At 30.1% G+C, this 26,365-nt stretch carries 30 protein-coding genes and 2 pseudogenes; 24 read left to right on the forward strand and 8 right to left on the reverse strand.

All coding sequences use genetic code 11. The features are described 5' to 3' along the window. Positions 1 to 164: 164 nt before the first annotated feature. Positions 165 to 1,556, reverse strand: a complete 1,392-nt coding sequence (locus Q0649_RS02715) for a HAMP domain-containing sensor histidine kinase (RefSeq protein WP_298836973.1) — start codon at positions 1,554 to 1,556, stop codon at positions 165 to 167. Next, positions 1,553 to 2,239, reverse strand: coding sequence for a response regulator transcription factor (locus Q0649_RS02720; protein ID WP_298836975.1), 687 nt, complete (start codon positions 2,237 to 2,239; stop codon positions 1,553 to 1,555). Before Q0649_RS02720 ends, Q0649_RS02715 begins: the two co-directional genes overlap by 4 nt. A 271-nt stretch (positions 2,240 to 2,510) precedes the next feature. On the opposite strand from Q0649_RS02720, the gene Q0649_RS02725 reads away from it, so the two are divergent. From Q0649_RS02725 to Q0649_RS02735, 3 genes are all read left to right on the forward strand, one after another. Beyond that, positions 2,511 to 3,278 (forward strand): enhanced serine sensitivity protein SseB, encoded by a 768-nt coding sequence (locus tag Q0649_RS02725; RefSeq protein ID WP_298836977.1) that lies wholly within the window; start codon positions 2,511 to 2,513, stop codon positions 3,276 to 3,278. Positions 3,279 to 3,314: 36 nt separating this feature from the next. After that, positions 3,315 to 4,643: an MATE family efflux transporter gene (locus Q0649_RS02730; protein WP_298836979.1), complete on the forward strand. Its 1,329-nt coding sequence runs from the start codon at positions 3,315 to 3,317 to the stop codon at positions 4,641 to 4,643. 139 nt (positions 4,644 to 4,782) lie between these two features. Then, positions 4,783 to 5,388, forward strand: coding sequence for a DedA family protein (locus Q0649_RS02735; protein ID WP_298836981.1), 606 nt, complete (start codon positions 4,783 to 4,785; stop codon positions 5,386 to 5,388). 91 nt (positions 5,389 to 5,479) lie between these two features. Here the strand turns inward: Q0649_RS02735 and Q0649_RS02740 are convergent, their stop codons facing one another. Both Q0649_RS02740 and Q0649_RS02745 read right to left on the reverse strand, forming a co-directional pair. After that, a complete protein-coding gene (locus Q0649_RS02740; RefSeq protein WP_298836983.1) occupies positions 5,480 to 6,211 on the reverse strand; it encodes a polymer-forming cytoskeletal protein in 732 nt (243 codons plus the stop codon). A gap of 30 nt (positions 6,212 to 6,241) precedes the next feature. Continuing rightward, complete coding sequence (locus Q0649_RS02745; RefSeq protein WP_298836985.1) at positions 6,242 to 6,865, reverse strand: YhbD family protein; 624 nt, start codon at positions 6,863 to 6,865, stop codon at positions 6,242 to 6,244. A 212-nt stretch (positions 6,866 to 7,077) separates the two neighbouring features. Between Q0649_RS02745 and Q0649_RS02750 the strand changes: the two genes are divergently transcribed. After that, complete coding sequence (locus Q0649_RS02750) at positions 7,078 to 8,349, forward strand: dicarboxylate/amino acid:cation symporter (RefSeq protein ID WP_298836987.1); 1,272 nt, start codon at positions 7,078 to 7,080, stop codon at positions 8,347 to 8,349. A 55-nt stretch (positions 8,350 to 8,404) separates the two neighbouring features. Here Q0649_RS02750 and Q0649_RS02755 read toward each other — a convergent pair whose 3' ends face one another. After that, positions 8,405 to 8,968: a helix-turn-helix domain-containing protein gene (locus Q0649_RS02755; protein ID WP_298836989.1), complete on the reverse strand. Its 564-nt coding sequence runs from the start codon at positions 8,966 to 8,968 to the stop codon at positions 8,405 to 8,407. A gap of 252 nt (positions 8,969 to 9,220) precedes the next feature. Between Q0649_RS02755 and Q0649_RS02760 the strand changes: the two genes are divergently transcribed. From Q0649_RS02760 to Q0649_RS23010, 11 genes and pseudogenes are all read left to right on the forward strand, one after another. Then, positions 9,221 to 9,625, forward strand: coding sequence for a ferritin family protein (locus tag Q0649_RS02760; RefSeq protein ID WP_298836990.1), 405 nt, complete (start codon positions 9,221 to 9,223; stop codon positions 9,623 to 9,625). Between the two features lie 68 nt (positions 9,626 to 9,693). Beyond that, the gene (locus Q0649_RS02765; RefSeq protein ID WP_298836991.1) at positions 9,694 to 10,092 is read left to right on the forward strand and encodes a pyridoxamine 5'-phosphate oxidase family protein; all 399 of its coding nucleotides are present in this window, start codon (positions 9,694 to 9,696) and stop codon (positions 10,090 to 10,092) included. A 201-nt stretch (positions 10,093 to 10,293) separates the two neighbouring features. Then, positions 10,294 to 10,905 carry a DNA-3-methyladenine glycosylase gene (locus tag Q0649_RS02770; protein WP_298836992.1) on the forward strand — a complete coding sequence of 204 codons (612 nt, stop codon included), beginning with the start codon at positions 10,294 to 10,296 and terminating at the stop codon, positions 10,903 to 10,905. Positions 10,906 to 11,005: 100 nt separating this feature from the next. Continuing rightward, entirely contained in the window at positions 11,006 to 11,287 is a 282-nt protein-coding gene (locus Q0649_RS02775; RefSeq protein WP_298837109.1) for a LysR family transcriptional regulator, read from the forward strand. A 17-nt stretch (positions 11,288 to 11,304) separates the two neighbouring features. Continuing rightward, positions 11,305 to 11,487, forward strand: coding sequence for a hypothetical protein (locus Q0649_RS02780; protein ID WP_298836994.1), 183 nt, complete (start codon positions 11,305 to 11,307; stop codon positions 11,485 to 11,487). A gap of 148 nt (positions 11,488 to 11,635) precedes the next feature. After that, positions 11,636 to 12,001: pseudogene (locus tag Q0649_RS02785) on the forward strand (hydrolase); the annotation flags it as partial. Continuing rightward, positions 11,990 to 12,313: a hypothetical protein gene (locus Q0649_RS02790; protein WP_298837112.1), complete on the forward strand. Its 324-nt coding sequence runs from the start codon at positions 11,990 to 11,992 to the stop codon at positions 12,311 to 12,313. The pseudogene Q0649_RS02785 and the gene Q0649_RS02790, both read left to right, overlap by 12 nt. Beyond that, complete coding sequence (locus Q0649_RS02795) at positions 12,258 to 12,590, forward strand: FAD-dependent oxidoreductase (RefSeq protein WP_298836996.1); 333 nt, start codon at positions 12,258 to 12,260, stop codon at positions 12,588 to 12,590. The genes Q0649_RS02790 and Q0649_RS02795 overlap by 56 nt, the downstream gene beginning before the upstream one ends. Before the next feature lie 149 nt (positions 12,591 to 12,739). Next, a complete protein-coding gene (locus tag Q0649_RS02800; protein WP_298836998.1) occupies positions 12,740 to 12,946 on the forward strand; it encodes an NAD(P)H-dependent oxidoreductase subunit E in 207 nt (68 codons plus the stop codon). A 50-nt stretch (positions 12,947 to 12,996) separates the two neighbouring features. Next, complete coding sequence (locus Q0649_RS02805) at positions 12,997 to 13,293, forward strand: hypothetical protein (protein WP_298837000.1); 297 nt, start codon at positions 12,997 to 12,999, stop codon at positions 13,291 to 13,293. Then, positions 13,290 to 13,523 (forward strand): hypothetical protein, encoded by a 234-nt coding sequence (locus tag Q0649_RS23010; RefSeq protein WP_367179341.1) that lies wholly within the window; start codon positions 13,290 to 13,292, stop codon positions 13,521 to 13,523. Before Q0649_RS02805 ends, Q0649_RS23010 begins: the two co-directional genes overlap by 4 nt. A gap of 150 nt (positions 13,524 to 13,673) precedes the next feature. On the opposite strand, the gene rbr is transcribed toward Q0649_RS23010, so the two are convergent. Continuing rightward, positions 13,674 to 14,249, reverse strand: coding sequence for a rubrerythrin (gene rbr / locus Q0649_RS02810; protein WP_298837002.1), 576 nt, complete (start codon positions 14,247 to 14,249; stop codon positions 13,674 to 13,676). A gap of 568 nt (positions 14,250 to 14,817) precedes the next feature. Here rbr and Q0649_RS02815 point away from each other — a divergent pair. The 6 genes and pseudogenes from Q0649_RS02815 to Q0649_RS02840 all read left to right on the forward strand — a co-directional run bounded on the left by Q0649_RS02815 (position 14,818) and on the right by Q0649_RS02840 (position 19,367). Beyond that, on the forward strand, positions 14,818 to 15,126 hold the full coding sequence (locus Q0649_RS02815; RefSeq protein ID WP_298837117.1) for a spore germination protein: 309 nt from the start codon (positions 14,818 to 14,820) through the stop codon (positions 15,124 to 15,126). Beyond that, positions 15,110 to 15,318 (forward strand): annotated as a pseudogene (locus Q0649_RS02820) (Ger(x)C family spore germination C-terminal domain-containing protein); the annotation flags it as partial. The gene Q0649_RS02815 and the pseudogene Q0649_RS02820, both read left to right, overlap by 17 nt. A gap of 115 nt (positions 15,319 to 15,433) precedes the next feature. Next, positions 15,434 to 15,892, forward strand: a complete 459-nt coding sequence (locus Q0649_RS02825; RefSeq protein WP_298837004.1) for a PH domain-containing protein — start codon at positions 15,434 to 15,436, stop codon at positions 15,890 to 15,892. Beyond that, positions 15,889 to 17,319 carry a PH domain-containing protein gene (locus tag Q0649_RS02830; RefSeq protein WP_298837007.1) on the forward strand — a complete coding sequence of 477 codons (1,431 nt, stop codon included), beginning with the start codon at positions 15,889 to 15,891 and terminating at the stop codon, positions 17,317 to 17,319. Before Q0649_RS02825 ends, Q0649_RS02830 begins: the two co-directional genes overlap by 4 nt. Before the next feature lie 305 nt (positions 17,320 to 17,624). Continuing rightward, positions 17,625 to 19,013, forward strand: coding sequence for a L,D-transpeptidase family protein (locus tag Q0649_RS02835; protein WP_298837009.1), 1,389 nt, complete (start codon positions 17,625 to 17,627; stop codon positions 19,011 to 19,013). An 84-nt stretch (positions 19,014 to 19,097) separates the two neighbouring features. Next, the gene (locus tag Q0649_RS02840; RefSeq protein WP_298837011.1) at positions 19,098 to 19,367 is read left to right on the forward strand and encodes a hypothetical protein; all 270 of its coding nucleotides are present in this window, start codon (positions 19,098 to 19,100) and stop codon (positions 19,365 to 19,367) included. 96 nt (positions 19,368 to 19,463) lie between these two features. On the opposite strand, the gene Q0649_RS02845 is transcribed toward Q0649_RS02840, so the two are convergent. Further along, positions 19,464 to 20,477, reverse strand: coding sequence for an ABC transporter permease (locus tag Q0649_RS02845; RefSeq protein ID WP_298837013.1), 1,014 nt, complete (start codon positions 20,475 to 20,477; stop codon positions 19,464 to 19,466). Further along, the gene (locus tag Q0649_RS02850) at positions 20,474 to 21,214 is read right to left on the reverse strand and encodes an ABC transporter ATP-binding protein (RefSeq protein ID WP_298837015.1); all 741 of its coding nucleotides are present in this window, start codon (positions 21,212 to 21,214) and stop codon (positions 20,474 to 20,476) included. Before Q0649_RS02850 ends, Q0649_RS02845 begins: the two co-directional genes overlap by 4 nt. A 441-nt stretch (positions 21,215 to 21,655) precedes the next feature. Here Q0649_RS02850 and Q0649_RS02855 point away from each other — a divergent pair, with 441 nt between their 5' ends. The 3 genes from Q0649_RS02855 (at position 21,656) to Q0649_RS02865 (ending at position 26,307) form a co-directional block, all read left to right on the forward strand. Next, positions 21,656 to 24,118: a sodium-translocating pyrophosphatase gene (locus Q0649_RS02855; RefSeq protein ID WP_298837017.1), complete on the forward strand. Its 2,463-nt coding sequence runs from the start codon at positions 21,656 to 21,658 to the stop codon at positions 24,116 to 24,118. A gap of 94 nt (positions 24,119 to 24,212) precedes the next feature. Continuing rightward, positions 24,213 to 24,893: a response regulator transcription factor gene (locus Q0649_RS02860; RefSeq protein WP_298837019.1), complete on the forward strand. Its 681-nt coding sequence runs from the start codon at positions 24,213 to 24,215 to the stop codon at positions 24,891 to 24,893. Between the two features lies 1 nt (position 24,894). Continuing rightward, positions 24,895 to 26,307, forward strand: a complete 1,413-nt coding sequence (locus tag Q0649_RS02865) for a HAMP domain-containing sensor histidine kinase (protein ID WP_298837023.1) — start codon at positions 24,895 to 24,897, stop codon at positions 26,305 to 26,307. The last annotated feature ends 58 nt before the right edge of the window (positions 26,308 to 26,365 follow it).

Below are 26,365 nucleotides of genomic sequence, written 5' to 3' on the forward strand. Positions count from 1 at the left end.
TATTAAACTATACATTGAATGTTATTTATAAGTGCTCTACTTACTTCTCTATAAATAAGATTATAATCATAAAATGTATTAGTAGTATCAAATAATTATGTGAGCTTTATGTGATTGTAAAATACATAACAAAAGCGATCAACATTTATGTTGATCGCTCCTGTTTATAGAGGATATCTAATTGAAAAACTAACACCGACATCTCTGTTTGTAACTTCTATTTCTCCGTTATAATAATTTATAATTTTTTTGCAAATAGCAAGACCAAGACCAAATTTACCAGTCTTATCTTTATAGAAATTATCAAAAATGTGAGATAGATGTTCCTCAGGAATATGCGGACCATCATTATAAATCTCAACTACTGCAAATTTACCTTCCTTTTTTAATGTCACGTTAATTTTTTCTTTAGCATACCTAAGACTATTATCTAATATGTTTTCAATAGATACTTGAACTTTATCTGCATTTCCATTAATAGTAGCTTCCCCAATGTTTACATCCCATTGTATATTAGTATTTATTACCTCAAATCTATTTGTGATATGGTAAAGTAAACGGTGCATATTTATTTCAATATTTTCAAAGTTATTCTCTAAAACATAATCTAGTGTATTCAAATATAACATTTGTTTAACTTTCTTTTCGAGGCTAAGAGCCTCATCTTTTATTATCTGAGCGTTTTGCTCAACTGACTCAACGTATACACCGTCGATAATTGCCTCGGCATGACTCATAATAACCATAATTGGTGTTTTTAAATCGTGTGATATGCTTTGTAGAAACAGTTTTTCTTCTGCATCTCCACGTTTTAATTCCTTTTGCATCATATTCATAGAGTTTGCAAGCCTTCCAATCTCATCCTCATTTTTAACAGTGATAGGTTCTTCCCAATCTTTATGAGCTATTCTAATAGTATAATTTTCTAGTTCTTTAAGCGGTTTTGAAATGTAGTTCGCAACTAGTTTAGCACAAAGAAAACCAATAGCTATAAATAAAACACCTATCCCAAGAACCATATAAAGCAAGTTATTATCTTGTTTTTCAGGCATATAGGTTATTAAATATGATGTTCCAGAATCTCCATATTTAATGGAACTTATAAAGAAAATATACTTTATATTATCGTATGACTCTTTAAATTGTTTTTCATAAAGATTACCTGGCGTAATAAAACTTGCCATCCATATTTTAATGTTATTTTCATTAATTCTAAAAGGTGAGTTAATATTACTCTGCACATTTGGTGGTAAACCGTGTGCTTTATTTATATTTATAATTTCAGCCTTATTATTTGCATCTACATTTAAGATATAATAATCGCTGCCCCTTAAATTACCTATCTCGTCCAATCTATTAGGCTGGGTAAAATTTTTAGTTGTTAATGAATAGTCATGAGACAATTTTAAATCTTTAGTTTTAGCCTTTTCAGTTATATTTTTAAAAGCAACAAGATAGAAAAACGAAATACTGAAAATTATTATAAGTATTATTGCTGTAAATGTTGTCCATATACGCATAGTAAGTGATTTGTATTTATATTTGAATATATTCATGATTTATACACTAACTTATAGCCATATCCATACACTGTCTCTATTGTGAATTTATCTATTTTTTTTCTAAGGCGTCTTATAACATCATCAACAACTCTATCCGAGCCAAAGTAATCATCGCCCCATACAGTATCTAATATCTGTTCTCTAGATACCAAATTATTTTTATTTTCAATAAAATAATAAAGTAGTTCGAATTCTTTTTTAGTTAAAATAACCTCATCGCTTCCTATGAAAACTGTTCTTTGTTTTTTGCTAATTCTATATCCACCCATATTTAGGTCATCATTTATTGAGGAAACATCTGATTTAGTTGAACCAGAAATTCTCTCCAAAAGCTTATTAGTTCTAATAACAAGCTCTCTAGGTAAAAAAGGTTTTGATAAATAATCATCACTACCAAGTTCAAGTCCAACTACACGATCAAGCTCTTCATTTCTTGCAGACATGAAAATAACAGGAGTGTTTTTATTAAAAGCTTTAACTGCCTTAATAATTTCATAACCATCAATATCTGGGAGCATTATGTCCAGTATCCAAAGATCTGGCATATCCTCAATTCTTTCTATAGCTGCATTACCAGTAGAAAAAGTAGTCACGTCGTAACCCTCACGTTCTAAGTATTTTTCAAGCAAAAGATTTAAACTTATTTCATCTTCAACAAGATATATTTTTTTTGCCAAGTGAATCACCTCACGAATTTTTAATCACTAAGTCATAAAATTTACAAAAAAGATTAAGTACACAATATAATACCTTATAGTTTACATTTTATCATACAATTCTCAAAACATTTCTAATTATTTATGTAAAGATTATGTGTTTATGAACTAACAAACTAAATTTTGATTTTAGATAGTTCAAAATATAAAGTTGTTTTATGATTAGACATGTTAATTTGCATGGCTACAGAGTATAATAGAAGTTATTCGGTTAATAGGGGGATGAAAATGTATGATAGAAGTAAATAAGCCAGTAACTAATCCAGAATTAGTTGAGAGTATGAATAAATTTATAAATGAAAAAAATGCAGATAACGAACTTAATATTATTGAAAAAATAAATAAATCACTTTTAATGACACCAGTAATAATAAATGCTGAGGTAGAAAATGGTTTGATTTCAGAAGGAACAACAGTTAGTTTTAAAACTATAACTAATACAAATAACGAATCTTACATAGTTACATTTACAGATCATGATGAATTAAGCAAATGGGCAAAAGGTAAGGAGCAGACACTAGCATATACATATGAGGATTTGAATAACATTGTTTTAGAAAATATAAATATGATAAAGGGGTTTGTTATAAATCCATATAATCAAATATTTGTTATTACACCTGAGGTAATGTCGTACTTTTCTCAAAGAAAATCTGAGATAGTTGTAAAAGAAGATACTAAAATTATGTTAGGGCAGCCAGCTGAGTATCCTAATGAATTAGTAAATGCCATGTCGAAGTTTTTTGAAAGTCAAAGTGAAGTAAAAAGTGCTTATTTATTTTTAGCTCGAACCCAAGGTGACTCAAAATCTAATCTTTTGTTTGTAATTGATTTTGATGGGAAAAAAGATTTATTGTTTCCTAAAATAGCATCTAAGATGAAAGGACAGTTAGGTAAAGGAGAGTATTTTGATATGATTTCAATGGAGAGTTCTCTTGGAACAAGTGCAGTAAAGGATTCTACACCATTTTATACAAAGAAAATTAAAAAACTCTTTTAAAATCATTTTAATTAAAAGATCGGATGTGTATTTAAATTGATTACAGATATGACAAAAGGAAATATACCAAAACATTTAGTTGGGTTTGCAATACCGTTAATACTTGGAAACCTTTTTCAACTTAGTTATAATGCAGCAGACTCTATAATAGTGGGTCGTTATGTTGGTACTAATGCATTAGCGGCAGTGGGTACTGCTAATCCTATTATGAACATTGCAATGTTTTTTATTATAGGGATTTGTATGGGGGCTTCCGTTTTAATGAGCGAATTTTTTGGACAAGGTGATAAAAAAAAGCTTAAACGCGAAATATCTACAACTTTTATAGCTGGTTTTATTTTTACTGTAATTATTATAATAACTTGCATTGTTTTGACCAGGCCAATTCTTTTAATGATAAATACTCCAATTGAAATATTAGGAGATGCAACAAGTTACCTAAGAATAATATTTTGTGGTTTAGTTTTTACATTCTTATACAATGTTTATGCTGCTACTCTTCGTAGTATGGGAGATTCAAAAACACCGTTATTATTCTTAATAATATCTTCAGTTTTAAATGTAGTCATGGATATTGTTTTTGTAGTGTATTTGCATATGGGGGTTAATGGAGCAGCAATAGCAACGGTTACTGCAGAAGTGATTGCGAGCATTCTTTGTATTACATATGCATGCGTAAAATTTCCGATACTTAGGTTTTCAAGAAAAGAACTTATTATAGATAGAAGTTTACTTAAAATCACAATTAACTATAGTTGGGTTACAGCTATGCAACAGACATGTCTTTATGTTGGAAAAGTATTTGTTCAGGGGGCAGTTAATCCGCTAGGTGTAGAATCTATCGCTACATTTAATGCTGTAAATCGTGTAGATGATTTTGCTTTTGCACCAGAACAGAGTATTAGTAATGGAATGACTACCTTTCTCGCACAAAATAGGGGAGCTAAAAAAAATGAACGTATAAAGCAAGGCTTTTGGTATGGAATGAAGATTGAGTCTTTATATTGGCTTTTGCTTCTAGTGGTAATATACTTCGGAGCACCACATATAATGAATTTATTTGTTCCCGAAAAAAATTCAAAAGTTGTAGAACTTGGAGTAACGTATCTTGAAATGATGGCATTTTTCTATTTGCTTCCAAGTTGGACAAATGGGATACAAGGATATTTTAGGGGTATGGGTGATTTAAAGGTTACATTAAGGTCAACATTTATACAAATGGTTGGTAGAGTATCATTTACATACTTATTGGCACCTAAATATGGTATTGTAGGAGTTGCACTAGCTTGCCTTGCTGGATGGATTATTATGCTAGCTTATGAGGTTCCACTTTGCATTAAGCACAGAAAAACTTATAGATGTTAATAGTATATTAGATTTATGTACCTTATAAAAACACATAAAAAAAATATAATATTGACACTTCATTGACATTACATATAGCCATAATATAAAATAAAAAGGTAGATTAGTAAACAGGTATTAGAATTTAAGGGAGGAAAAGATGGTAGAAAGTTTAATTAACATGGTAATTTTAGTTATGGATAAAGTGGGGTATTTAGGGGTTTTTACATTTATGGCTCTTGAAAGCGCATGTATTCCAATACCTAGTGAGGCTATACTTCCATTTGGAGGCTATTTAAGCTATACAGGAAGGCTAAGCATAATTCCAACAATAATTTTAGGAACACTTGGAGGAACCTTTGGTTCAATCTTAGCTTATTATCTAGGAAAATTAGGTGGAAGACCTCTAGTTGAGAAATATGCATCTTTTTTGCATTTATCAAAATCAAGTTTAGATAAAAGTGATCTATATTTTAAAAAATATGGAGAAAAAATTGTATTTTATTCAAGGCTACTTCCTATAGTAAGAACTTTTATTTCACTTCCAGCAGGGATAAGTAATATGGATTTTAAAAAGTTTACAGTGTATACTTTTTTTGGTTCATTAATTTGGAGCACTTTACTTGGGCTTACGGGTTATTACATGGGGGAGAATTGGGTTATAATTAGGCCGTGGTTCCATTATGCAGATATTCTTGTGGTAGTCGTAATAGTAGGACTTATAGGATACAAATTAATTACAATAAAAAGAGTGAAAAAATCTTAAATTAAAGGTTATAAAAAAATATTATGACTTAAAACATTTAAATATAAGTATCTAACAAAGTTGACTTATATAAAAATGTTTTAAGTTATTTTTATATCTTTTTTTGATCTTTAACAATGGAAGAGTCTGAAATATTAATCTCACCTTTATACTCTATGAGACCAACATTACAACCTGTACCTATTGTAATATTATTTCCTCTGACTATATTAACATTTGTGTTTTGAAGATAGATATCATCTCCTTCTATTAAATCTGTAGTTAACTCAGCTCTGGTATTAAAAATTTTGTCAATTGCTTTTCTAAATATAGAGTTGTCTATATGATGAACTCTTATGTCAATATGTTCGCCTCCAATTTCTTTAACAAAACAGTTACCACCAAGTCTAATAGTTACTTGTCCTGCATTTAATAATTCTTGTATTTTAAAACCACCATTAGCATTAAAACATTCTGCTTCACAATTTTTACCTATATTTATTGAGCCAGATATACTAACTTCTTGTGCATATAGGTTGCCGTCGATATGAGTTGACCCGCTTATGCTTATGTTTTCACTCTTAAGATTGCCTATGACATGAGTTGATCCACTTATCTTAATATCTTTTACTTCTACATTACCTTCAATTTTTGAAGAACCACTAATTTTTATAGTTTCTGCTTTTAGGTTACCTATAACTTTCGAGGAACCACTAGTTTTAAAGTAAACACAGTCTAAATTACCATTGATTTTCCCAGATCCGCTTATAAATACATTATTATATTTTCCTCCACCTGAGCTTCCTGACCCTGACATTTTTAAATCATTATTCATATTTTCCATGTTAAATTCCTCCATAAATTTATTGATGAATTATTGCATTTTAATTTTAAGTTCTTCAATGCACAATGAAATATTAAGTCTTAACATTATTTTTGAATGCTTGTCTATATAAATTTCATTTGGTCTTGTTATTAAAAAACATAAACTGATTCCAAATTTGCTTATAAAAATCACCTCGCAATTTTTTCCATCTAATAAAATATAATTTTCTTCTAAAGTTTCTAGCATAAGTTTACTTTCATCTATTGATATATTTTCGGATATTAGACTTTTTTCTAATAATAAAACATATAATATTTTTTGAAAAGAAAATGTTTTTATTTCTCCATAAATATTTTTATACGTTTTTAATGTTTGATCCGTAACAATATTCTTAGTTAATAAATCTTTTTCACTTAAAAATACATCTGCTAATTGAGGTGAAAACATTTGTGCCAGGTCATCTAAGGATATGTCATCTTTCATATTTAAAATTTTTTCTATCCGATCTAATATTTTCAGTCTTGGAAAGTAGGTTTCTTGACCAGTATAGCTGGACTTTTTTATAAACCATTCTTCAGGTATGAGGTTCTTTCTTTTCCATCTATATAACTGTCCATAGGAAACATTAGTGACTTCGAGCAATTCTTTTTTTGTTATTAAATCCTCGTCCATATTTGATCTCCTTTTGTAATTAGTAATTATATATAAGACTATTTTTTCTAATATATGTAGTGTAACATAACATTGTTACGTTGTAAATAAAAACATATTATGTTTTTATACAATTATTTATTTAATAGTATCCCTATTTAATAAATTTTAATGTAAAATAGATATAAAGTTAATTATAATACATACTAAAATTTAATATGAAGGAGTTACAGATGAAAAAGTTATTTAAAAACTATAAATCAACAATTATTCTTTTAGGTTCGGTTATTCTTGGAGGTATTATAGGCGTCGTAGTGGGCCCAAAATCTTCAGTATTAGAACCTTTTGGAAAATTATTTATAAATCTAATGTTTATGATTTTAGTTCCATTAGTATTTTTTAGTGTTTCCTCTGCTATGGCAAATATTAGTGGAATGAAAAGACTAGGTAAAATTATGGGAAGCATAATGTTGGTATTTTTATCTACAGCACTTATTGCGGCTATTATTGGAACCATAGGTGCCCTTATTATGAAACCAACTAGTGGGCTTCATATAGATATGTTTAAAAGTTTAATGAAGACTGCTGTAGGAACGCAAACTAGCGAGAAAGTTTCATTTTTAGATCAACTTGTGAATACATTCACTGTTTCGGATTTTGTTGATTTACTTTCAAGAAAGAATATGCTACAACTTGTTGTATTTTCAATTATTTTTGGTATATCTGTTTCTATGTCTGGAGAAAAAGCAAAACCACTTGCGCATTTACTTGAGGCAGGTTCAGTTACAATGATGAAAGTTGTTAAAATTATTATGTATTATGCCCCTATTGGTCTTGGTTGTTATTTTGCTTCAATGGTTGGCCAACTTGGGGGTCAGATTCTAAATGGATATTTAAAAATATTTATATTATATTTAATCCTTTCTGTAGTTTATTATTTTGGATTTTTCAGTTTATATGCATTTGTTGCTGCTGGGAAAAATGGGTTAAAAACATTTTGGAAAAATGCTGTTACACCTTCAGTTACGGCTTTAGCTACTTGTTCAAGTGCTGCGTGTATACCAGCTAATTTAGAAACTGTTAAAAAGATCGGTGTTCCATATGATATAGCAGAAACAGTAATTCCACTTGGTGCAAACATGCATAAGGATGGATCGGTTTTTGGTGGTGTTATGAAAATTACACTTTTACTGGGTTTGTTTGGTAAGGATATGACTAGTGTTAGCTCAATACTTGGCATTATAGGTGTTTCGCTATTAGTGGGGGCAGTTATGGGAGCTATTCCTAGTGGTGGAATGATTGGTGAAATGTTAATACTAAGTGTATATGGTTTTCCACCAGAGGTTCTTCCCATTATTGCAGTTATTAGTGTAATTATAGATGCACCAGCAACATTACTTAACTCTACTGGAAACACAGTATGTTCTATGCTTGTTACTAGACTTGTAGAAGGTAAAAACTGGTTGAAACATGATAAAGAAGTTACTAGCGAAACGAGTATGTAAATAATTAAAAAAGAGATCTCCTTATGAAATATAATTTCATAAGGAGATCTCTTTTTTAATTATCTTCAATTTTACAAATTGGTAATAGTGTTGGAGGAGTTAAGGCTATAATAACTTTAGCTGGAGTATCATCAATATTTTGACAAAGATGAGGGTAAGTGCTATCTAGGTGAATACTATCTCCTACTTCTAGGGTAGATGTGAAATCACCCTGCGTTATTTTAACTTTCCCTAGTAGTACAGTAATAAATTCTTCACCATCATGGGTATGAGTGCTATTACCTGCTTGATAACCTGAGGGAAGGTCAACCATTAATACTTGTAATTGACGACCAAAAGCTGCTGACAATACTTCTATTTCTGGTCCTTCTGATAATTTTATTTTTGGTCTATTATCTTTCCTAACTAGTTCTGGTTTAAATAATTGATCTTCTAGAAAATTTTTTATTGGAATTTTGAGTGCTGAGGAGATTTTTTTAAGACTTTCGAGTGAAAGAGAGACTTTATCATTTTCAACTTGACTGATAAATCCACAGGATAATCCAGTGTCCTCAGCTAATTTGGAAATATTCATATTTATTTGTTGCCTGTAATTTTTAATTTTATTTCCGATAGACATTATATAACACTCCTTAAACAGTTTAGTGATACAAAACATTATTTACTATTACTAAAAAAATATTGACACAGATAAGAATGTTTGATAATATTAAATAAATGTTAGTAGTACTAATATATTATTATCTACAACAAAAAGCAAGGGAATGAAATATATTTAATATAAATAATTTTAGCAAAGCTGAAATAATGACTTAATAAGTGCTAATAATTATATTAATAGATGAAATTATTAATATCAGGAGGTTTTTATATGAGTATTTATGGAGTAACTAAAGGTACAAAATTCGAAGGGCAAATAGATAAAAATGGAAAAGGCGAAGAAAAGGGTGCTGGAATGTACGCGGGGCTTGCATATCTCGCTAAGGAAAGAGGACTTGATGAGATATCAGAAATCCTTCTAAAAATTGCTGCAGATGAAATGCGTCATGCTGGTATATATGCAGTTCTAAATGGCCACACCAACGAAGATATTTTAGGGTTTTTAAAAAAGATTGCACCAGCCGAGAGTAATGCTTTTGAAAGCTTAAATCAATTTGCAAGTCAGATGCGTGGAATTGGACTTGAAGACGCTGCAAAGCAAATAGATGTAATTGCAGAGGATGAACGACGACATGGGGAGTTACTTGCAAAGTTAGTTAAGGAATCGGCAAAATAAAATGTATTTAATTAAATTTAAATAAATAAATAAATAAATAAATAAATTAGTAAAGAGAGGTAAAAATTATGAATGAAATATTAAAATTTATTACTGATGCTAAAGTATTTTATCTAGCAACTGTTGAGGGTGATAAACCAAGATTACGTCCATTTGGATTTGCTATGGAACATGAAGGCAAAATCTATTTTTGTACAAGCAATCAAAAGGATGTATATAAACAATTAGTTACAAATCCATATTTTGAAATATGTACTATGTCTGATAAAGGTCAATGGATAAGACTACAAGGTAAGGCAGTATTTGATAAAAATTTGGAAGCAAAAGCTAAAGTGTTTAAAGTTATGCCTGATCTTCTAAAAATGTACAAAACTCCAGAAAATCCTATTTTCGAAGTCTTTTATGTAGCAGAAGGAACAGCAACATTGTATTCATTCTCAGATGCTCCAAGAGTAATTACATTATAATAAAAAATCTAGGCGTACTTAAGTCCACAACATTTATGTTATGGACTTAAGTACGCCTATTATTTTGCCCATTTCTAAGTAGGAGGTAGATATTATATGCTTTATATACTTTCTAATTTATGAGATAATAGACTCTAAGCATAAAAGTTATCAATAGAATAGTAAATGGTAAGGAAAATATATTTCTTAGGAGGGGTTCTTTTGAAACTTACTAGAGAATTTTATGCTAGAGATACTTTGAAGGTTGCGAGGGAACTTCTTGGAAAAGTGCTTGTACATAAAATTAATGGAGTAAAATTTAGGGGAAAGATAGTTGAAACAGAAGCATATATTGGGTCAATAGATAAGGCTTGCCACGCTTATGGAGGAAAACATACACCCAGGGTTGAAACTTTATATGGTGAGCCTGGTATAGCATATGTATATTTTATTTATGGAATGTATCATTGCTTTAATGTAATAACAAAAGAAAAAGGCTTTCCAGAAGGGGTTTTAATAAGAGCAATTGAGCCAATAGATGGCATTAATGAAATGGCAAAGTTAAGATTTAAGAAAGATTATAATGAATTAACTAAAGCTCAAATCAAAAACTTAACAACTGGTCCATCTAAGTTGTGTATAGCTATGAATATAAATAAAGAAAATAACGAGCAAGATTTGTGTACAAGTGGATTATATATTGAAGAATTAGTGGATAAAGAAGAAATACAAATTATAGAAGCTAAAAGAATTGGTATTAATTATGCACAGGAAGCAGCAGACTTTTTATGGAGATTTTACATAAAAGACAATATATGTGTATCTGTTAAATAGAGGGGTTTATTGTATAATAAGAATGTATGGAAGTAACATAAATAATATATAACAAGGTTGGTGAGTTATTATAAGCTAGAAAAGAATAACTTTACTCCAAATCAATTATTTTTTTGCTATAGCAAAATACCTTAACTTTACAGAAGATGCAAAGTCTTTGTACGTTTCACAACCTTCTTTGAGTAAGCAAACTACTATTTTAGAAAGTGAAATAGGTGTTCAACTTTTTTATAGAACAAAACGAGATGTTCGGTTAACACCGGCTGGTGTTATTCTTTTTAAGGAATTGAGTGGTGTATCTGAGCGTATTGAAAAAGCTATTGAAAGTGCTGTAGAAAAAATGGGTTTACGCCTAACATTGTTAAACAACTTCCTAATATAGAGTCTTTACTTTTATATGTGGAGTATGGGCTTGGAATTTCACTGGTTGCTAGTAATATTAGAATGCATAATAATGAGAATTTTAAATTTTTTAAATTAAAAGATGATTTTATAAGCGTAGTTATGGCTTGGAAAAAAGAAAATATGAATCCGGTAGTTACATTATTTACCAATGATGTTTTGAATAAAGTAAAAATATAAAAAATTATTAATATTATTAATATAAGAAAAGTATGGCGAAGGCTGTGCTTTTCTTATTTTTTGAGAAAAACATATGTACTAGTTATAACATAAAAGAATAAGAGTAATTCTAATTGGGTATTTTTTTATTAATCTATACTTTGTTAATATATATACAAGGAAATTTGATTCATCATATCATGAGGTTGAAAATGAGTATTGTGTTATTCCAAATGGAGCGGCTTATGTTGCTGTTAACAACAAATTTCCAGGCGTAACTGTTGAAATGATAAATTGGTGGTTTGCATGGCATGCACTTGAGGACATGAGGTACATGCTTTGATTTAAAAAAGGCCATTATGGGATATCGATTAGCGATGAAGATAGAGCAATAATACTAGAACCTGCTACACCCATAATTAAGAAGTTTCAGGGACGTACACACTATGTTATAGAAGATGCTGGTGGTGGCCCTGAGAATATACAAATTTCATTTTTAACTCCAAAGGAATTGTGTTTTGATATGAATAGATTTAAGTCACCAGCAGAAGTTGAAGAAATGAGTATTCCGCTAATTAATAAAACTATTCAGGATTATGCAGATGCAGCGGGAAGATGTAAAGATAGCGGATTTAAAATGGTAATGATTCATGGAGCACATGGTATGCTACCAAGTCAATTTTTATCACCATATGTAAATAAACGTGTTGAAAGATACGGCGGAAGTTTTGAAAACAGAGCAAGGTTTTGTATAGAATTATTAGAGGCAGTACGTAGCAGATCCAGAGTTTATGAGAAAAGCGGCTCTAGGAAAAGAAGAAGATATACGTCCATGTGTGCGTTGTAACATATGTTGCGGACGTTCTGCCTTCTTTAAAAAGACTCTTTGCGCAGTTAATCCAACGAATGGACGTGAAACAGAATATCTTGGTGGAATATTTAAAAAGGCTGAAACTCCGAAAAAAGTTGTAATAATTGGTGGTGGACCAGCAGGAATGCAAGCTGCACTTACTGCAATGCAAAGGGGCCATGATGTAACGATTTATGAAAAAGAAGATAAATTAGGTGGAACTTTAAATCATGCGACAGACCTTGAATTTAAAAAGATCTTAAAAATTTCTTAGAGTGGATTGTTTCCCAAACTTTAAAATGTGGAGGTAAAATTGTTTTAAACACAGAAGTAACCGTAGAAACTATAAAAGAAAACAAGCCAGATGCATTAATTATTGCAGTAGGTGCCTCGCCTTTTATATCAAATGTTCCTGCAGTACAAATGAGTCACGTGCATTGGGCTGGAGATGTAGATTGCAAAAGAGTAAAAGTTGGTGAAACAACAAAAGATGGAATATTTACGCTTATGTACACGCCTTGCTTTGGGGCATGTGATATATCACCAGTATTTAGAATTGATGAAAACGTTGTGGAAAATTTGAATAATGAAAAAATAAAAAATATTATTCAGAGTTATAGGATGGTATAACTTGAAATATACAAAATGTTTTATTCAAAGTGAAAGGAAGGGTTGATAGTATGAAAAAGGCAGTAAAAATAATATCTAGACAATTTAATTATAGTAATCCAGACGAGGGAGAACCATGCACTTTTAAGGATCGTGTTTTACTCGAGTATGAACCATTTAAAGTTTTAGAAGGCATGATTATTACAGCTTTTGCTATAGATGCAGATATAGATGCAAATATAGGATATGTATATATTAGAGAGGAATATCCAAAACTTCAAAGAAGAATGAATAATGTAATTGAACTCGCGAAAATAGCAGATCTTCTTGGAGATAACATTTTAGGTAGAGGGTTTAATTTCAAATAAAGGTTGTTTCTGGTGGTGGTTTATACGTTTGTGGAGAAGGATCTGTTCTAGCTGAATCCATAGAAGGAAGAAGTGGCACACCTAGGATAAAACCACCTTATATTAAACAAAAGGGGGTATTTTCATTACCTACTTGTATCAATAATGTGGAAACTTTAGCTATAATTCAAACTCTATTTTCAAAAGATGCAGAGGATTATTTAAATAATGGAACACCAGAGAGTATATGAATTAAGGGAAGACATTATGATATGCTCCCCTTATAGGTTCTATTATTGTAAATGTTAGTTATATATATATTAAAGCAAAGGAAATTATATTTTGAATTTTATTCTATATTAATGTGAGTGCTCATTTTAATCTAATATTCTATTTAATATTTAAGTTAATACCTGAAAATATCCAATAGGATGTTTGCAGACTGGGCATATTTTTGGAGCATCTGTTCCTTCATAAATATAACCACAGTTGTTACATATCCATTTAACTGGTGTCTCACTGTGATATATTGTATTGGTTTCTAAACTGGTTAATAGTGACCTAAATTTTTCATCATGATGTTTTTCTACTTCGGCTACTTTTCTAAATGCAAGAGCAATCTCTGTAAAGCCTTCTTTCTCTGCAACTGTTGCAAAACTTGGATAAATTGCTGTCCACTCTTCATGTTCTCCATTTGCTGCCGATAATAAATTTGCTTTAGTGTCTCCAAGTCCAACAGGATAACCAGCAGTAATGTCTACTGATTCACCATTTAATTCTTGATTTAAAAGCTTAAAAAACCTTTTAGCATGAGCTAATTCATTACCTGCGGTTTGTGTAAATATATTAGATATTTGTATGTATCCTTCTTTTTTTGCAACGGATGCATAATATGTATACCTATTCCTAGCTTGTGATTCTCCAGCAAAACCGCGCATAAGATTTTCAGCTGTATTTGTTCCCTTTAACATTGTCATGTGATGCCTCCTTGTTTTTATCTGTTGAGAAAATAGCCATATTAAATAGTATTACCACAATAACATATTTTATTTTGAAAAAGAATATTTTCTTATTCATAATTTATAATTTTATGCGAAAGGATATTTTTTTAAATAATATGAATTAAGGGAAGCCATTATTTTATGGCTTCCCTTGTAGGTTCTATTATTGTAAACGTTAGTTATATATATTAAAGCAAAGGGGGCTCTGCTTTAACGTCTACTCTATATTTACATAATAGTATAGATTTGTGTCATTTTGGTGACAAATATGTGTAATATTTATTAAGTTTGACATAAGTATGGACATGCTTTATTAATAAAGCTTTTATGTATGGTTTTATAAAGTATAAATCATATTTTAAGTAGTATTGAGTGGTTTTAAGTACATATTTAAAATAGAATTTTTAAAAATCAAATCATCTTAAATGAATATATTACAATATAATTTTACACAGTGTAATTCTTCAAATAATAAGTAAAGAAGACTATATTTATGGGAAAGGGTGATTTGATTATGAATTTAGAGGATAAAATCGATTCTATTATGGAGTTATGTGGTAGTAATCAACAAATTATAATCAGAAAATTTTATATTGGTAAAGTTAATCCTATTGAAGTAGCTTTTTTATATAAAGATGGTTTAACTGATCAAGATATTATAAATAGAGATATATTAAACCTTTTAATGCACCAAGTTAATGAGGATTTTAGTGATATCAAATTTATTAATGAATATGTATGTGATAAATATATATTAATGTCAAAAATTTTAGTGGAAAACGATATTAATATAGTTACGAAAAATATAAAAATTGGACGATCGGGTAGTCTTATATATGGCTCAAAAAGTTAAAAAAGAATGTGATGAGTTTATTACAAAAATGAAAAGTCTAAAGTTGATTGTTTAGATCTAGGTCAGGTTGTAGCAGCTAAATAGGGTAGACAAACGGGCGTAGACTGGAATTCTATAGTATGTAATTCGAATATTGAAGTAAATGTAAAAGTTAAAGTTCAAAAAACTGGGAGAGGTGACTACCAAATTTAAGGCTAGCGAAAGGAGAAATCCTATTGTTAGTCTTTTGGCTTATATTGCCAATATATATCTAAGTAGGGTACAATAGATACTATAGATGAATAAGTAAACAATTTTGGGGGGTATTATGAAAAAGATTTCACCGTTTTCACAAAAAATGTGGACAATTGATGGATTAGTTCTAACAAGTGTATTTTTAATAATTGGAGTGGCTTTAAGCATATTTTTAGGATTTGATTCAATATGGAAATATATATTAATATCGATTGTATATGTGGTAACAATTATTATATTAATAAATTCATTATTTATTCCAAAATATAAGTATGAAAAATTTAGTTATTATATGGACGAAGAAAAGATTATTCTGAAACATGGTGTATTTACTGAAATAAATGTAATTATTCCAATGAGTAGAGTTCAGTATGTAGACACAGATCAAGGAATAATATTAAGAAAATATAAACTAATAAATTTAACGGTGCATACTGCTGGAGGAGCTTATAAAATTCCTTATTTGGAAAGTGAGATTGGTAATGCACTTCAGTTAAGTATTACAAAAACTGTCCAGGAGATAAATATATGAAAGAACTAAAACACCAACATAAATATATAATATTTTCTGAACTTTTTCAATTTATAAAAAATAGTATAATTCCATTTATTATATTTTTAATATCCATAGGTTCTAAAATTCCGAAAAGGTATGGCGGAGATTATACCGAAGTTATAGTTATAATTATCTTCTTTGTTATAGTTAGCGCTTTAGCTATATTTAAATGGAAGAGAAATGTATATTATGTTCAGGCTGAGGGGATGTACATGAAATATGGAGTTTTTGAAATTCATGAGAGAACTGTTCCTTTTTCACAAGTGCATACTGCAGATATATCGTCATCATTAATTCAGCGTTTGTTTAATGTTTGTAAGCTTGAGATTGATACTGCTGGTGGAACTGAAAAGTCTGAAATATCTATTTTCTTATCTAATCAGGAAGCACTAAGAATCAAAGAAATTATATTTAGGCTTAAAAAAAATGAAAATCAAGATAAAATTATAGAAGAAAAAAATATAAAGATGTTCACTTCTTCTTTAAGAGATTTATTTGTAATGGCGACATTTTCTACACGTATTTTAGCCGTATTTTTTATAATTTTGGCCTTTTATTCTAAGATAGATGATATGATGCCAAAGGAATTTAAGAAAAAAGTTCAGGGATATACGGATAATATAATGAAGGGAATTAATGGTGTTAATATAATAAGATATGTAGTAATGCTAATCATTATTATGTTGTTTATTTCCTGGGTTATATCTATCGGTTTAACTATAATAAAATATTACAAATTTACAGTTATACGTGAAGACGATAATATCAAACTATCATATGGATTATTTAATAAAAAGGAAGTAACTATCCCGGTTAAACGAATTCAAAGTCTAATAATAGTTGAGGGAATTATTAAAAAGCCATTAGGATACTTTTCATTAAATGTTGAAACTATTGGATATGGAAAAGACAAGGGTGAGAGTACTATAATTTGTCCTATTGCTAAAAGAATAGTACTAGATAAGTTCTTTGTGGATATTTTACCTGAAATGAATATAATTTATAAACTAGAGAAGTCTCCTCGAAAAGCTTTAAAAGGATTTCTTTTACTTAGATTAGTACCTGAGTTTATAGCAATCTTTTTAGTAGCATATTTTGCACCTTATGGATATTATATATTTTTATTAGTTCCTAGCTTAGTGATTTTACATTATACAAGATTTATTGATAATGGACTGTATTGTGGCGATAAATTTATTGTAATGAGATATAGAAAATTCTCAAGGGAAACAGTTATAATACAAAAAGATTGTATTCAGTCAATGGAAAAAATACAAAATTTATTCCAAAAGAATAAAGCTATTACTAAATGTAAAGTAACGATAGCGGGGGATATATTAGGGAGTTCTTATACGGTTGGATATATGAATGAAGAATTTATAAAAAATCATATTAAAGTTTAAAATTAACTAATGTATGTCAGAAAAATCATTTAAAAGGACCTATATATTGTAAAAATACTGTTCGTGTACATATTTTTACCTTTCATGACATAATTGTATACATGCAAGTGGAAAAGAATTATAATATAGTGAAATGCTTATTATAATTCAATAATTATATTTTAGATATTACTTGCTTAATGAAGGCAAAAGTCTTACATGTATTTTGAAATTAATACGGTAGTAACATTTGCTGAATTTATTTTGTATTTTTGATAAATTGAAATTATGTAAACAAAATTAAATTCTATTAAAGGAGGTGCCTAATGAAAATACAAACAATAATACAGAAAAAACCTATGAAAATTAGTATAATAGTTTTACCAATATTAATCGTTTTATATTTGGGTATATCAATGTATTTTAGCAATCATTTTAATTTTGGGTCTGTAATTAATGGCATTAATGCTTCTGGTAAAACCGTAGAGGAAGTTAATAAAGAACTGCTAGCTAAATCTAAAACATATACATTGGAGCTTAAAGAACGAAATGGTGTGAAAGAACAGATTAAGGCTACTGAAATTGGACTTAAATATAATGCAAAGGATAAAATCCAAGCTTTAAAAGATAGCCAAAATTCATTTGCTTGGATTTTTTCGATTTTTAATCAAAAATCATCTGAAATGGATGGAATAGTTACCTATGATGATAAACTATTAAAAGAACGTTTTGATAAGCTCACACTTTCTGACAGCAAAAAAATAATTGAACCTCAAAATGCTAGCTTTAAATATTCAGATAAGGGCTATGTCATTGTGAAGGAAGTTATGGGTAATAAAGTAAATAGCAAGCAGTTGTATGCAAACATAGAAAAGTCAATTGTTAAGGGAGAAACAGAAGTGAATTTGGAGGATGAAAATTATTATATTAATCCCAAATATATTTCAACCTCTCAAAAGGTAAAAAGTACTAAAATTTTGTTGAACAAGTATATAGCATCAAAAATCACTTATACATTTGCTGGAGGAAGTGAAGTCGTAAATGGGTCTATAATACATGACTGGCTTGGAGTTAACCAAAACCTTGAAATAACATTTGATGAAGATAAAATGAATAATTACGTAAGAAAAGTAGACGATAATTATAATACATTTGGTAAGCAAAGAAATTTTGCTGCGTCTCTTGGAACAACGGTAAAGGTTAGTGGCGGAGATTATGGGTGGTTGGTTAATCGCTCAGGTGAAGTTGATAACTTAATTGTTAATATAAAAGCTGGACAAACTATATCAAAGCAGCCAAGTTATACACAAAAGGCTGCATCTCATGATATTAATGATATTGGAAATACCTATGTGGAAATTAATATCACAAAACAGCATTTATGGTTTTATAAGAATGGTTCACTTGTTGTACAAGGAGATGTTGTTACTGGTAATGTAAGCATAAATGATGGAACACCAACAGGAATTTATAAATTAAAATACAAAGAGAAAAATGCTACATTAGTGGGAGAAGGGTACAGCGTTCCTGTAGCTGAATTTATGCCATTTAATGGTGGTATCGGTATACATCCTGCAACTTGGAGAAATAAGTTTGGGGGAAATATATATTTGACAAATGGTTCTCATGGTTGTATAAATTGTCCACCTAGTTTATCAAAGACTATATTTAATAACATCGAAGCTAATACTCCAGTTGTATGTTATGTGCAGTAATTTAATAAAGGGTATTTCATTCTTATAAACAAAAGTACAGAGTTATAAGAATATGAATTAAATTAAAAAGGGGACAAATTAATTATGGAAGATAATTACGATCAAGCTCAAAATGGAATAATTAATAACCAACCAATGACATTAAAGGATTGGGTACTTACATATTTATTGTTACTGATACCTATTGCAAACATAGTTTTAATGTTTGTTTGGGCATTTGGTAAGAATGTAAATAAGAGTAAAAAAACTTTATTTCAAGCCCAGCTAATTTTTTCAGGCATAGGATTAGTATTAACATTGTGTGCAATGTTTTTTATAGTTGTGATGGGTGCTGGAATGAATAGCGGTTATTAAATAGCAGTGTTAACGGTTATAAATAATAGGACTATTATTACTTAAAAGAACAATAATAAACCCACATCTTATGATAAGGTGTGGGTTTATTTTAGGTTATGCTTTTCTATATTTTTTGAGAGCCATAGTGTTTAACATAAGAAATAATAATGCATAGCCTATAAGTATTATTACATCATACCTAACGTCTATTAGACTCTTTCCCCTTAGCATTACATCTCTAAGCGCTTCGGCTCCATAAGTCATAGGAAATATTTTTGATAATATATTTGCCAAGGTTGGGGCGTTTCTCAAATCAAAAATACCACTGAACATAATTTGCGGAACTATTACTATAGGTATAAATTGAAATAACTGAAATTCATTGCGTGCAAAGGCAGATAATAGGGTTCCAAGTGCTAAGGAACCTGAAGCAAGAACTAAATTAATTACAAGTACTGCCCAAAAGCTACCTACCATTGGCACATTAAGGCCATAGACACTAAAAATCTGAAGTATTATAGTCTGGATAGCTACAAAGGAACCAAAACCTAGAAAATATCCTAAAACTATTTCCCACCTTTTTAGAGGCGTCGCAAGTATTCTATCAAGGGTTCCACTAATTCTCTCCCTTAAGAATGCAACGCCTGCTATTAGGAACACGAAAAAGAAGATAAAGAAGCCCATAAGAATTGGTGCCATGGAATCAAATGCTCCCATATCCATGGAGCCATGCAAAAAATTAATTTCGGGCTTTTGAGTAGTATTATCAAGAGAAAGTTTATTAAGTGTAGTCATAACAAGGCTGGTTATTGATGGGTCAGCGCCATCTAATGTAATTTTTTGTTTATTGTCACTAAAAACAATATATGCATCTATACTTTTATTATTCAAATTTTTCAATGCAATTTTCTCATTGTAGGGTTTACTAACATTAGCAAGGCTTTGTAGCTTATTTACATAGATATCAGGTGCAGATACAATAGCAATGTTTGGTGTTGTAGCTCCAGAGGTTAAGATAGCACTGAGCAGATACATTACAAAAATTGGAGCAACAAACATTAGAGCAATTGATCTTTTGTCACCGCGAAGCTGCTTTATTAATCTTTTAGCAATTGATAATACTCTCATATGCTTTTCACCTCTTTTTCATTTCCATAATAGAGAAATGCGCCTTCAACAGTACTTTCTCCAGACTTTTCTTTTAGTTCATCGGGGGTGCCAATTGCAATTAATCCGCCATTTCTAATTAGAGCAAGTCTATCACAATGTTCAGCTTCGTCCATTACATGGGTAGTTATTATTATTGTAACGCCTTCTTTTCTTAAACGGTCAAACTCCTTCCAAAATTGGAGTCTAAGGACTGGATCAATTCCTACGGTAGGTTCATCAAGAATAAGTATTTCTGGTTTATGAACCAGTGCTATAGCAAGAGATAATCTTCTTTTCATTCCACCAGAAAAATTTTTGATGAGCTTTTTACCTTCATCATGAAGAAGGACCAATTCTAAGACCTCACTTGCCCTTTGCCTTGCGAGTTTGCCTTTCATGTCATATAGTGAAGCAAAGAATAATATATTATCAAGAGCGGTTAAGTCTTCATACAATGCATCACATTGGGCCATATATCCAATTTTCGAAACTACATCTAGTGATGGCATTTTAGTATCAAGTACGCATACGGAGCCTTTTGTAGGTTCACTCATTCCAACAATAGCCTTTATTAAAGTGGTTTTACCAGAGCCCGATGGTCCAAGAAGTCCAAGAATTTCTCCTTTTTTTACATTTAGATTAATGTTTTCAAGTACAATGTATTTTCCGAACTGTTGCTTAAAATTTTCTATTTTAATAACATTTTCATTGTTCATTTATTCCTCGCTCCTTTTTAATCCTATTGTATTATTGAAATATCAACTATAATCACAAGTTTAGGTAAAATTTCACACTTTTATTATAGCTATAAAATATACTTTGTCAATTGGAAATTTAAAGAAATTATGAATAAACTTTATGATAAACTATTATAATATTTAAATAGAATAAAGGCTGTACTTTTTTTGACAGTTATGTCATAATATATAGTGGGAATTGTTTTTATTTGTAATTATTATTACGACTAACAATTTGCGAAAAAGGAGGATAATTATTCAAAAAAAGTTAAAATAAAGTTGAATAATATCATTTTAAATGGTAATATGGACATGTATTATCCTAGATTCTTCATTAAATTATATTAGTTTATGAATGTAACTTATTCAATGTGGAACTTAGGTACCACTTAATTTATAATTTGATAGGAGGTAGTGTTTATGAATACTAACAAGTCTAACAAAATTGTAAAGGTTTCAATTCTAAGTAGTGTAATTTTAGCTTCATTATCACCAGTTATAGCATATGCTGATGAATCTAACTTAAAAATTCCTGAACTATCATCGAGTCAAAATGGAACACTTATGATGGGGCTAGTAATTTGTCTGTTAGGAATGGCATTCGGTTATTATCAATTTTTAAGGGTAAAGAAAATTAAAGCACATAAATCAATGCTTGATGTTTCAGCTATTATTTTTGAAACATGTAAAACTTACTTAATTCAGCAAGGTAAATTTATTGCGATTTTATTTCTTATTATAGGTAGTATTATTGCATTTTACTTTGGTTATTTGCAAGGAACTAGTTTTGGTGGGGTATTATTAGTACTTGGCTGGACTATTGTTGGTATACTTGGGTCGTATGGTGTTGCTTGGTATGGTATAAGAATGAATACGTTTGCAAATAGTAGAATGGCATTTGCTTCTTTAAAAGGTAAACCTTTAAATCTTGTGAATATTCCGCTTGATGCAGGTATGAGCATTGGAGTACTTTTAATTTGTGTAGAACTCTTTATGATGTTAACAATATTAATTTTTGTTCCACGTAGCCTTGCAGGGGCGAGTTTTATAGGGTTTGCAATTGGTGAATCACTAGGAGCGAGTGCATTACGTATTGCCGGTGGTATTTTTACAAAAATCGCTGACATTGGATCAGATCTTATGAAAATTGCTTTCAAGATTAAAGAAGATGACCCTAGAAATCCAGGAGTTATTGCAGATTGTACTGGAGATAATGCGGGAGATAGTGTTGGTCCTACTGCTGATGGATTTGAGACTTATGGAGTAACAGGAGTTGCTTTAATTTCATTTATTGTTCTTGCAGTTGGTATGTCATTTCCACAGGCTGATAGATTAATACTTCAGTCTACTCTTCTCACGTGGATTTTCACAATGCGTATATTGATGGTTATTACGTCAATTGCAGCATTTTATATAAATAGAGCTTATAGTAATATGAAATACAGTAATGCTGATGATCTTGATTTTGAACAACCTCTAACAAATCTTATTTGGATTTCATCAGTACTATCAATAATTGTTATTTTTGTAGTTAGTTACTTAATTCTTGGACCTGGAACTCAGGTTGCATTAACCGCTAATTCTAATAGTATTTGGTATGTACTAGCTATAATTATTAGTTGTGGTACTTTGGGAGGAGCACTTATTCCAGAGGTTACTAAAATATTTACTAGTGGTAAATCAAAACATGTACAAGAAGTTGTTACAGCATCAAGAGAAGGTGGAGCTTCATTAAACATACTATCAGGATTTGTTGCTGGTAACTTCAGTGCATTCTGGCAGGGATTAGTATTTGTAATCTTAATGTTTGTAGCATATCTTGCAAGTACACTTGGTTTAAAAGATATAATGATCTACCCTTCAGTTTTTGCTTTTGGTTTGGTTGCTTTTGGATTGCTAAGCATGGGTCCTGTTACTATTGCAGTAGATAGTTATGGTCCAGTAACTGATAATGCACAATCAATTTATGAACTTTCACTTATTGAAACTATTCCTAATATTTCGAAAGAAATAGAAAGAGATTTTGGTTTCAAACCAGATTTTGAAAAAGCAAAATATTACCTTGAAGCTAATGATGGTGCAGGGAATACATTCAAAGCAACTGCAAAACCTGTACTTATTGGTACAGCTGTTGTTGGAGCAACGACAATGATTTTCTCGCTTATTCTAGTTATTCAGGATGTATTAAAAGTTAAACCTGAAACTATTCTTAATTTACTTAACCCCTACACTTTATTCGGATTTATGTGTGGTGGTGCGATAATCTATTGGTTTACAGGTGCATCTACGCAGGCAGTTTCTACAGGTGCTTATAGAGCTGTAGAATTTATTAAGAAAAATATAGATTTAGATGAGAATGCAGATCAAAGAGCATCTACAGAAAAATCTAAGGAAGTTGTTAAAATTTGTACACAGTATGCACAAAAGGGAATGTTTAATATATTTGTTGCAATATTCTCATTTGCTTTAGCATTTGCATTTTTCTCAGCTCCTAGAGGTAATAACACTGAACCGGTTGCATTCTTTGTTGCTTACCTAATATCTATAGCAGTCTTTGGTTTATATCAAGCTATATTTATGGCAAATGCTGGTGGATGTTGGGATAATGCTAAAAAGGTTGTTGAAGTTGACCTAGATGAGAAGGGTACTCCACTCCATGATGCTTGTGTTATAGGAGATACAGTTGGAGATCCTTTCAAAGACACTTCATCAGTAGCATTAAATCCAATAATAAAATTTACAACATTATTTGGAATGCTTGCTATGGAAATTGCTATATCAGAAAGATTCAGAGCTATAGCTCCATACATTGGAGCAATATTCTTTGCAATTGCGATTATATTTGTATGGCGTTCATTCTATAGAATGAGAATTAAAAATTAAAGTTAATTTAAATTTGCAGAGGACCAGATTTTATTTTGAATCTGGTCCTCTGTGTTTTATATTATTCATTAGATATAAGGAGGGGTGGTTTAAAATGAAAATTTTACTTATAGATGACGAAGAAAGCATTTTAAATTTAGTACGTATGAACCTAGTACTAGAAGGTTTTGATGTGGTAACTAGTGCAACTGGTAATAATGGAATCAAGGCTTTTCAAGATGAAAATCCAGACCTAGTGTTACTTGATTTAATGTTACCTGACTTAGATGGATATGAAGTTATGAAAATAATGCAAAAGATTAATAGAAAAATTCCAATTATTCTTCTTACTGCAAAAGGGCAACTCAATGATAAACTACTAGGGTTACAGTTAGGGGCAGATGATTATATTACAAAACCCTTTGATAGCAGGGAAATTATACTGCGAATACGTGCAATTTCAAGGCGGATAAATCAATCGAAGCGCCTTAATGAAAATGCTGAAAACAAAATAGAAAAAGGCTTCATCATGCTACTAAAAGCTGAAAGAAAGATTTTTATAGATTCTATCGAAGTAAAATTTACTTTTCGTGAATTTGAAACTTTAAATCTTTTAATGCAAAATATTAATAAGGTCTTTACTAGAACCGAGCTACTAAAAAAACTTTGGGGTTATGATTATGAAGGAAACACAAGGGCTGTTGACATTCACATAGAACGAATTCGTAAAAAACTTAAAAATCATGGAAATGCTATTCAAACTATTTATGGTGCTGGATATAGATTAGAGGTATGAGATGAAAATTGGTATAAAAAATAAAATCGTAATTATGAATATAGCTGTGTTACTTCCTGTTTTGCTTATTGTTTGCTTCATTACCATTGGTAATCTCTATGAAAATATAATAAATAGTTCTATTACAATGTTAAAACAAGAAAGCTACAACAGCCAATTAAATATCATTACATATTTAGATAACGAAAAAAACATAGGCTTGCCAGAAATTCTTAAAAATATGAGCCCATTTATTGCTAAAAATTTATCTGATCATTATAGATTCAGAATTCAATTATACAACAAGGATGGACTGGTAGGGGATTCTGAGGAGTACCCTATAATTTTAGAGAATAAAGATGTTACTTATGCACTTTCAGGAACCAAATCATATATTATAAAAAAAATTGAAAATAAGCAATATATTTTGTTTTCCAGCCCGCTTTATTTTGAAGGAGAAACTATTGGCTGTTTTCGATATATTTATCCCTTAGATAAAGAAATAGGATTAGTTAAGAATACAAGTGTTACAATGCTTTTGATAGGTTTACTAGCGCTGTTTCTTTCTATTTTTTTAAGTAATGTATTTTCTAGGAAAATTGTAAGCCCAATTGTATCTTTAAAAAGAGCCTCACAGAAGGTTGCAAATGGAGATTTTACAAACATTATAGAAATTGATACCACGGATGAAATCAAAGATTTAGCGGATTCTTTTAATCTTATGTCTATTAATATAAATAACTCTATTTTAAAGTTAAAAGATGAAAAAGCAAATCAAAAAAGATTTTTAGATAACGTTACCCATGAATTAAAAACTCCTATAACTTCAATCATTGGATATGCAGATTTACTTCCTAGAGTAAAAAATGATAAAGACAAAAGCCAATGTCTTGATTATATTCAAAAGGGTGGACATCGTCTGCTTTGCCTTGTAGAAGAATTGTTAAACTTATCTAAATTAAATAAGGAAGATTTTCAAATGGAAGTTGCACAAACGAACCTTAAAGTTGTAATAGAGGAAAGTTTGTTAATTTTAAGGCCAAGATTAGAGAAATACAATATATTTATAGAGACACGTTTATTTGATCACTTCATTTGGATAGATAAACAAAAAACGGAACAAGTATTTTTAAATATATTTGACAATGCCGTTAAATACAGTGATTGTACTTCGATTGTTATAAAGATGTTCTTAGGTCATGAATCATTAATTGTTTCTATAACAGACAATGGATGCGGCATACCAAAGGAACATCTGAAGAAGGTTTTTGAACCTTTTTATACTGCAAATAAAAGACTGCAAAATCAATATGGTGGTATGGGCCTTGGACTTGCAATTTGCATGGAAATTATGAAAAAGCAACAGGGAGATATTTGTATAAGCAGTGACAATGGAACAAAGGCGGAATTGTTTTTTAAGTTGTTACAAAGTTGATACAATTTTGATGTAATTTTGAAAACGTTTTTTGATATGATAAGGAGGAAGAGAAAAA

Source organism: uncultured Clostridium sp. (assembly GCF_937920395.1).
Lineage (GTDB): Bacteria > Bacillota > Clostridia > Clostridiales > Clostridiaceae > Clostridium_AD.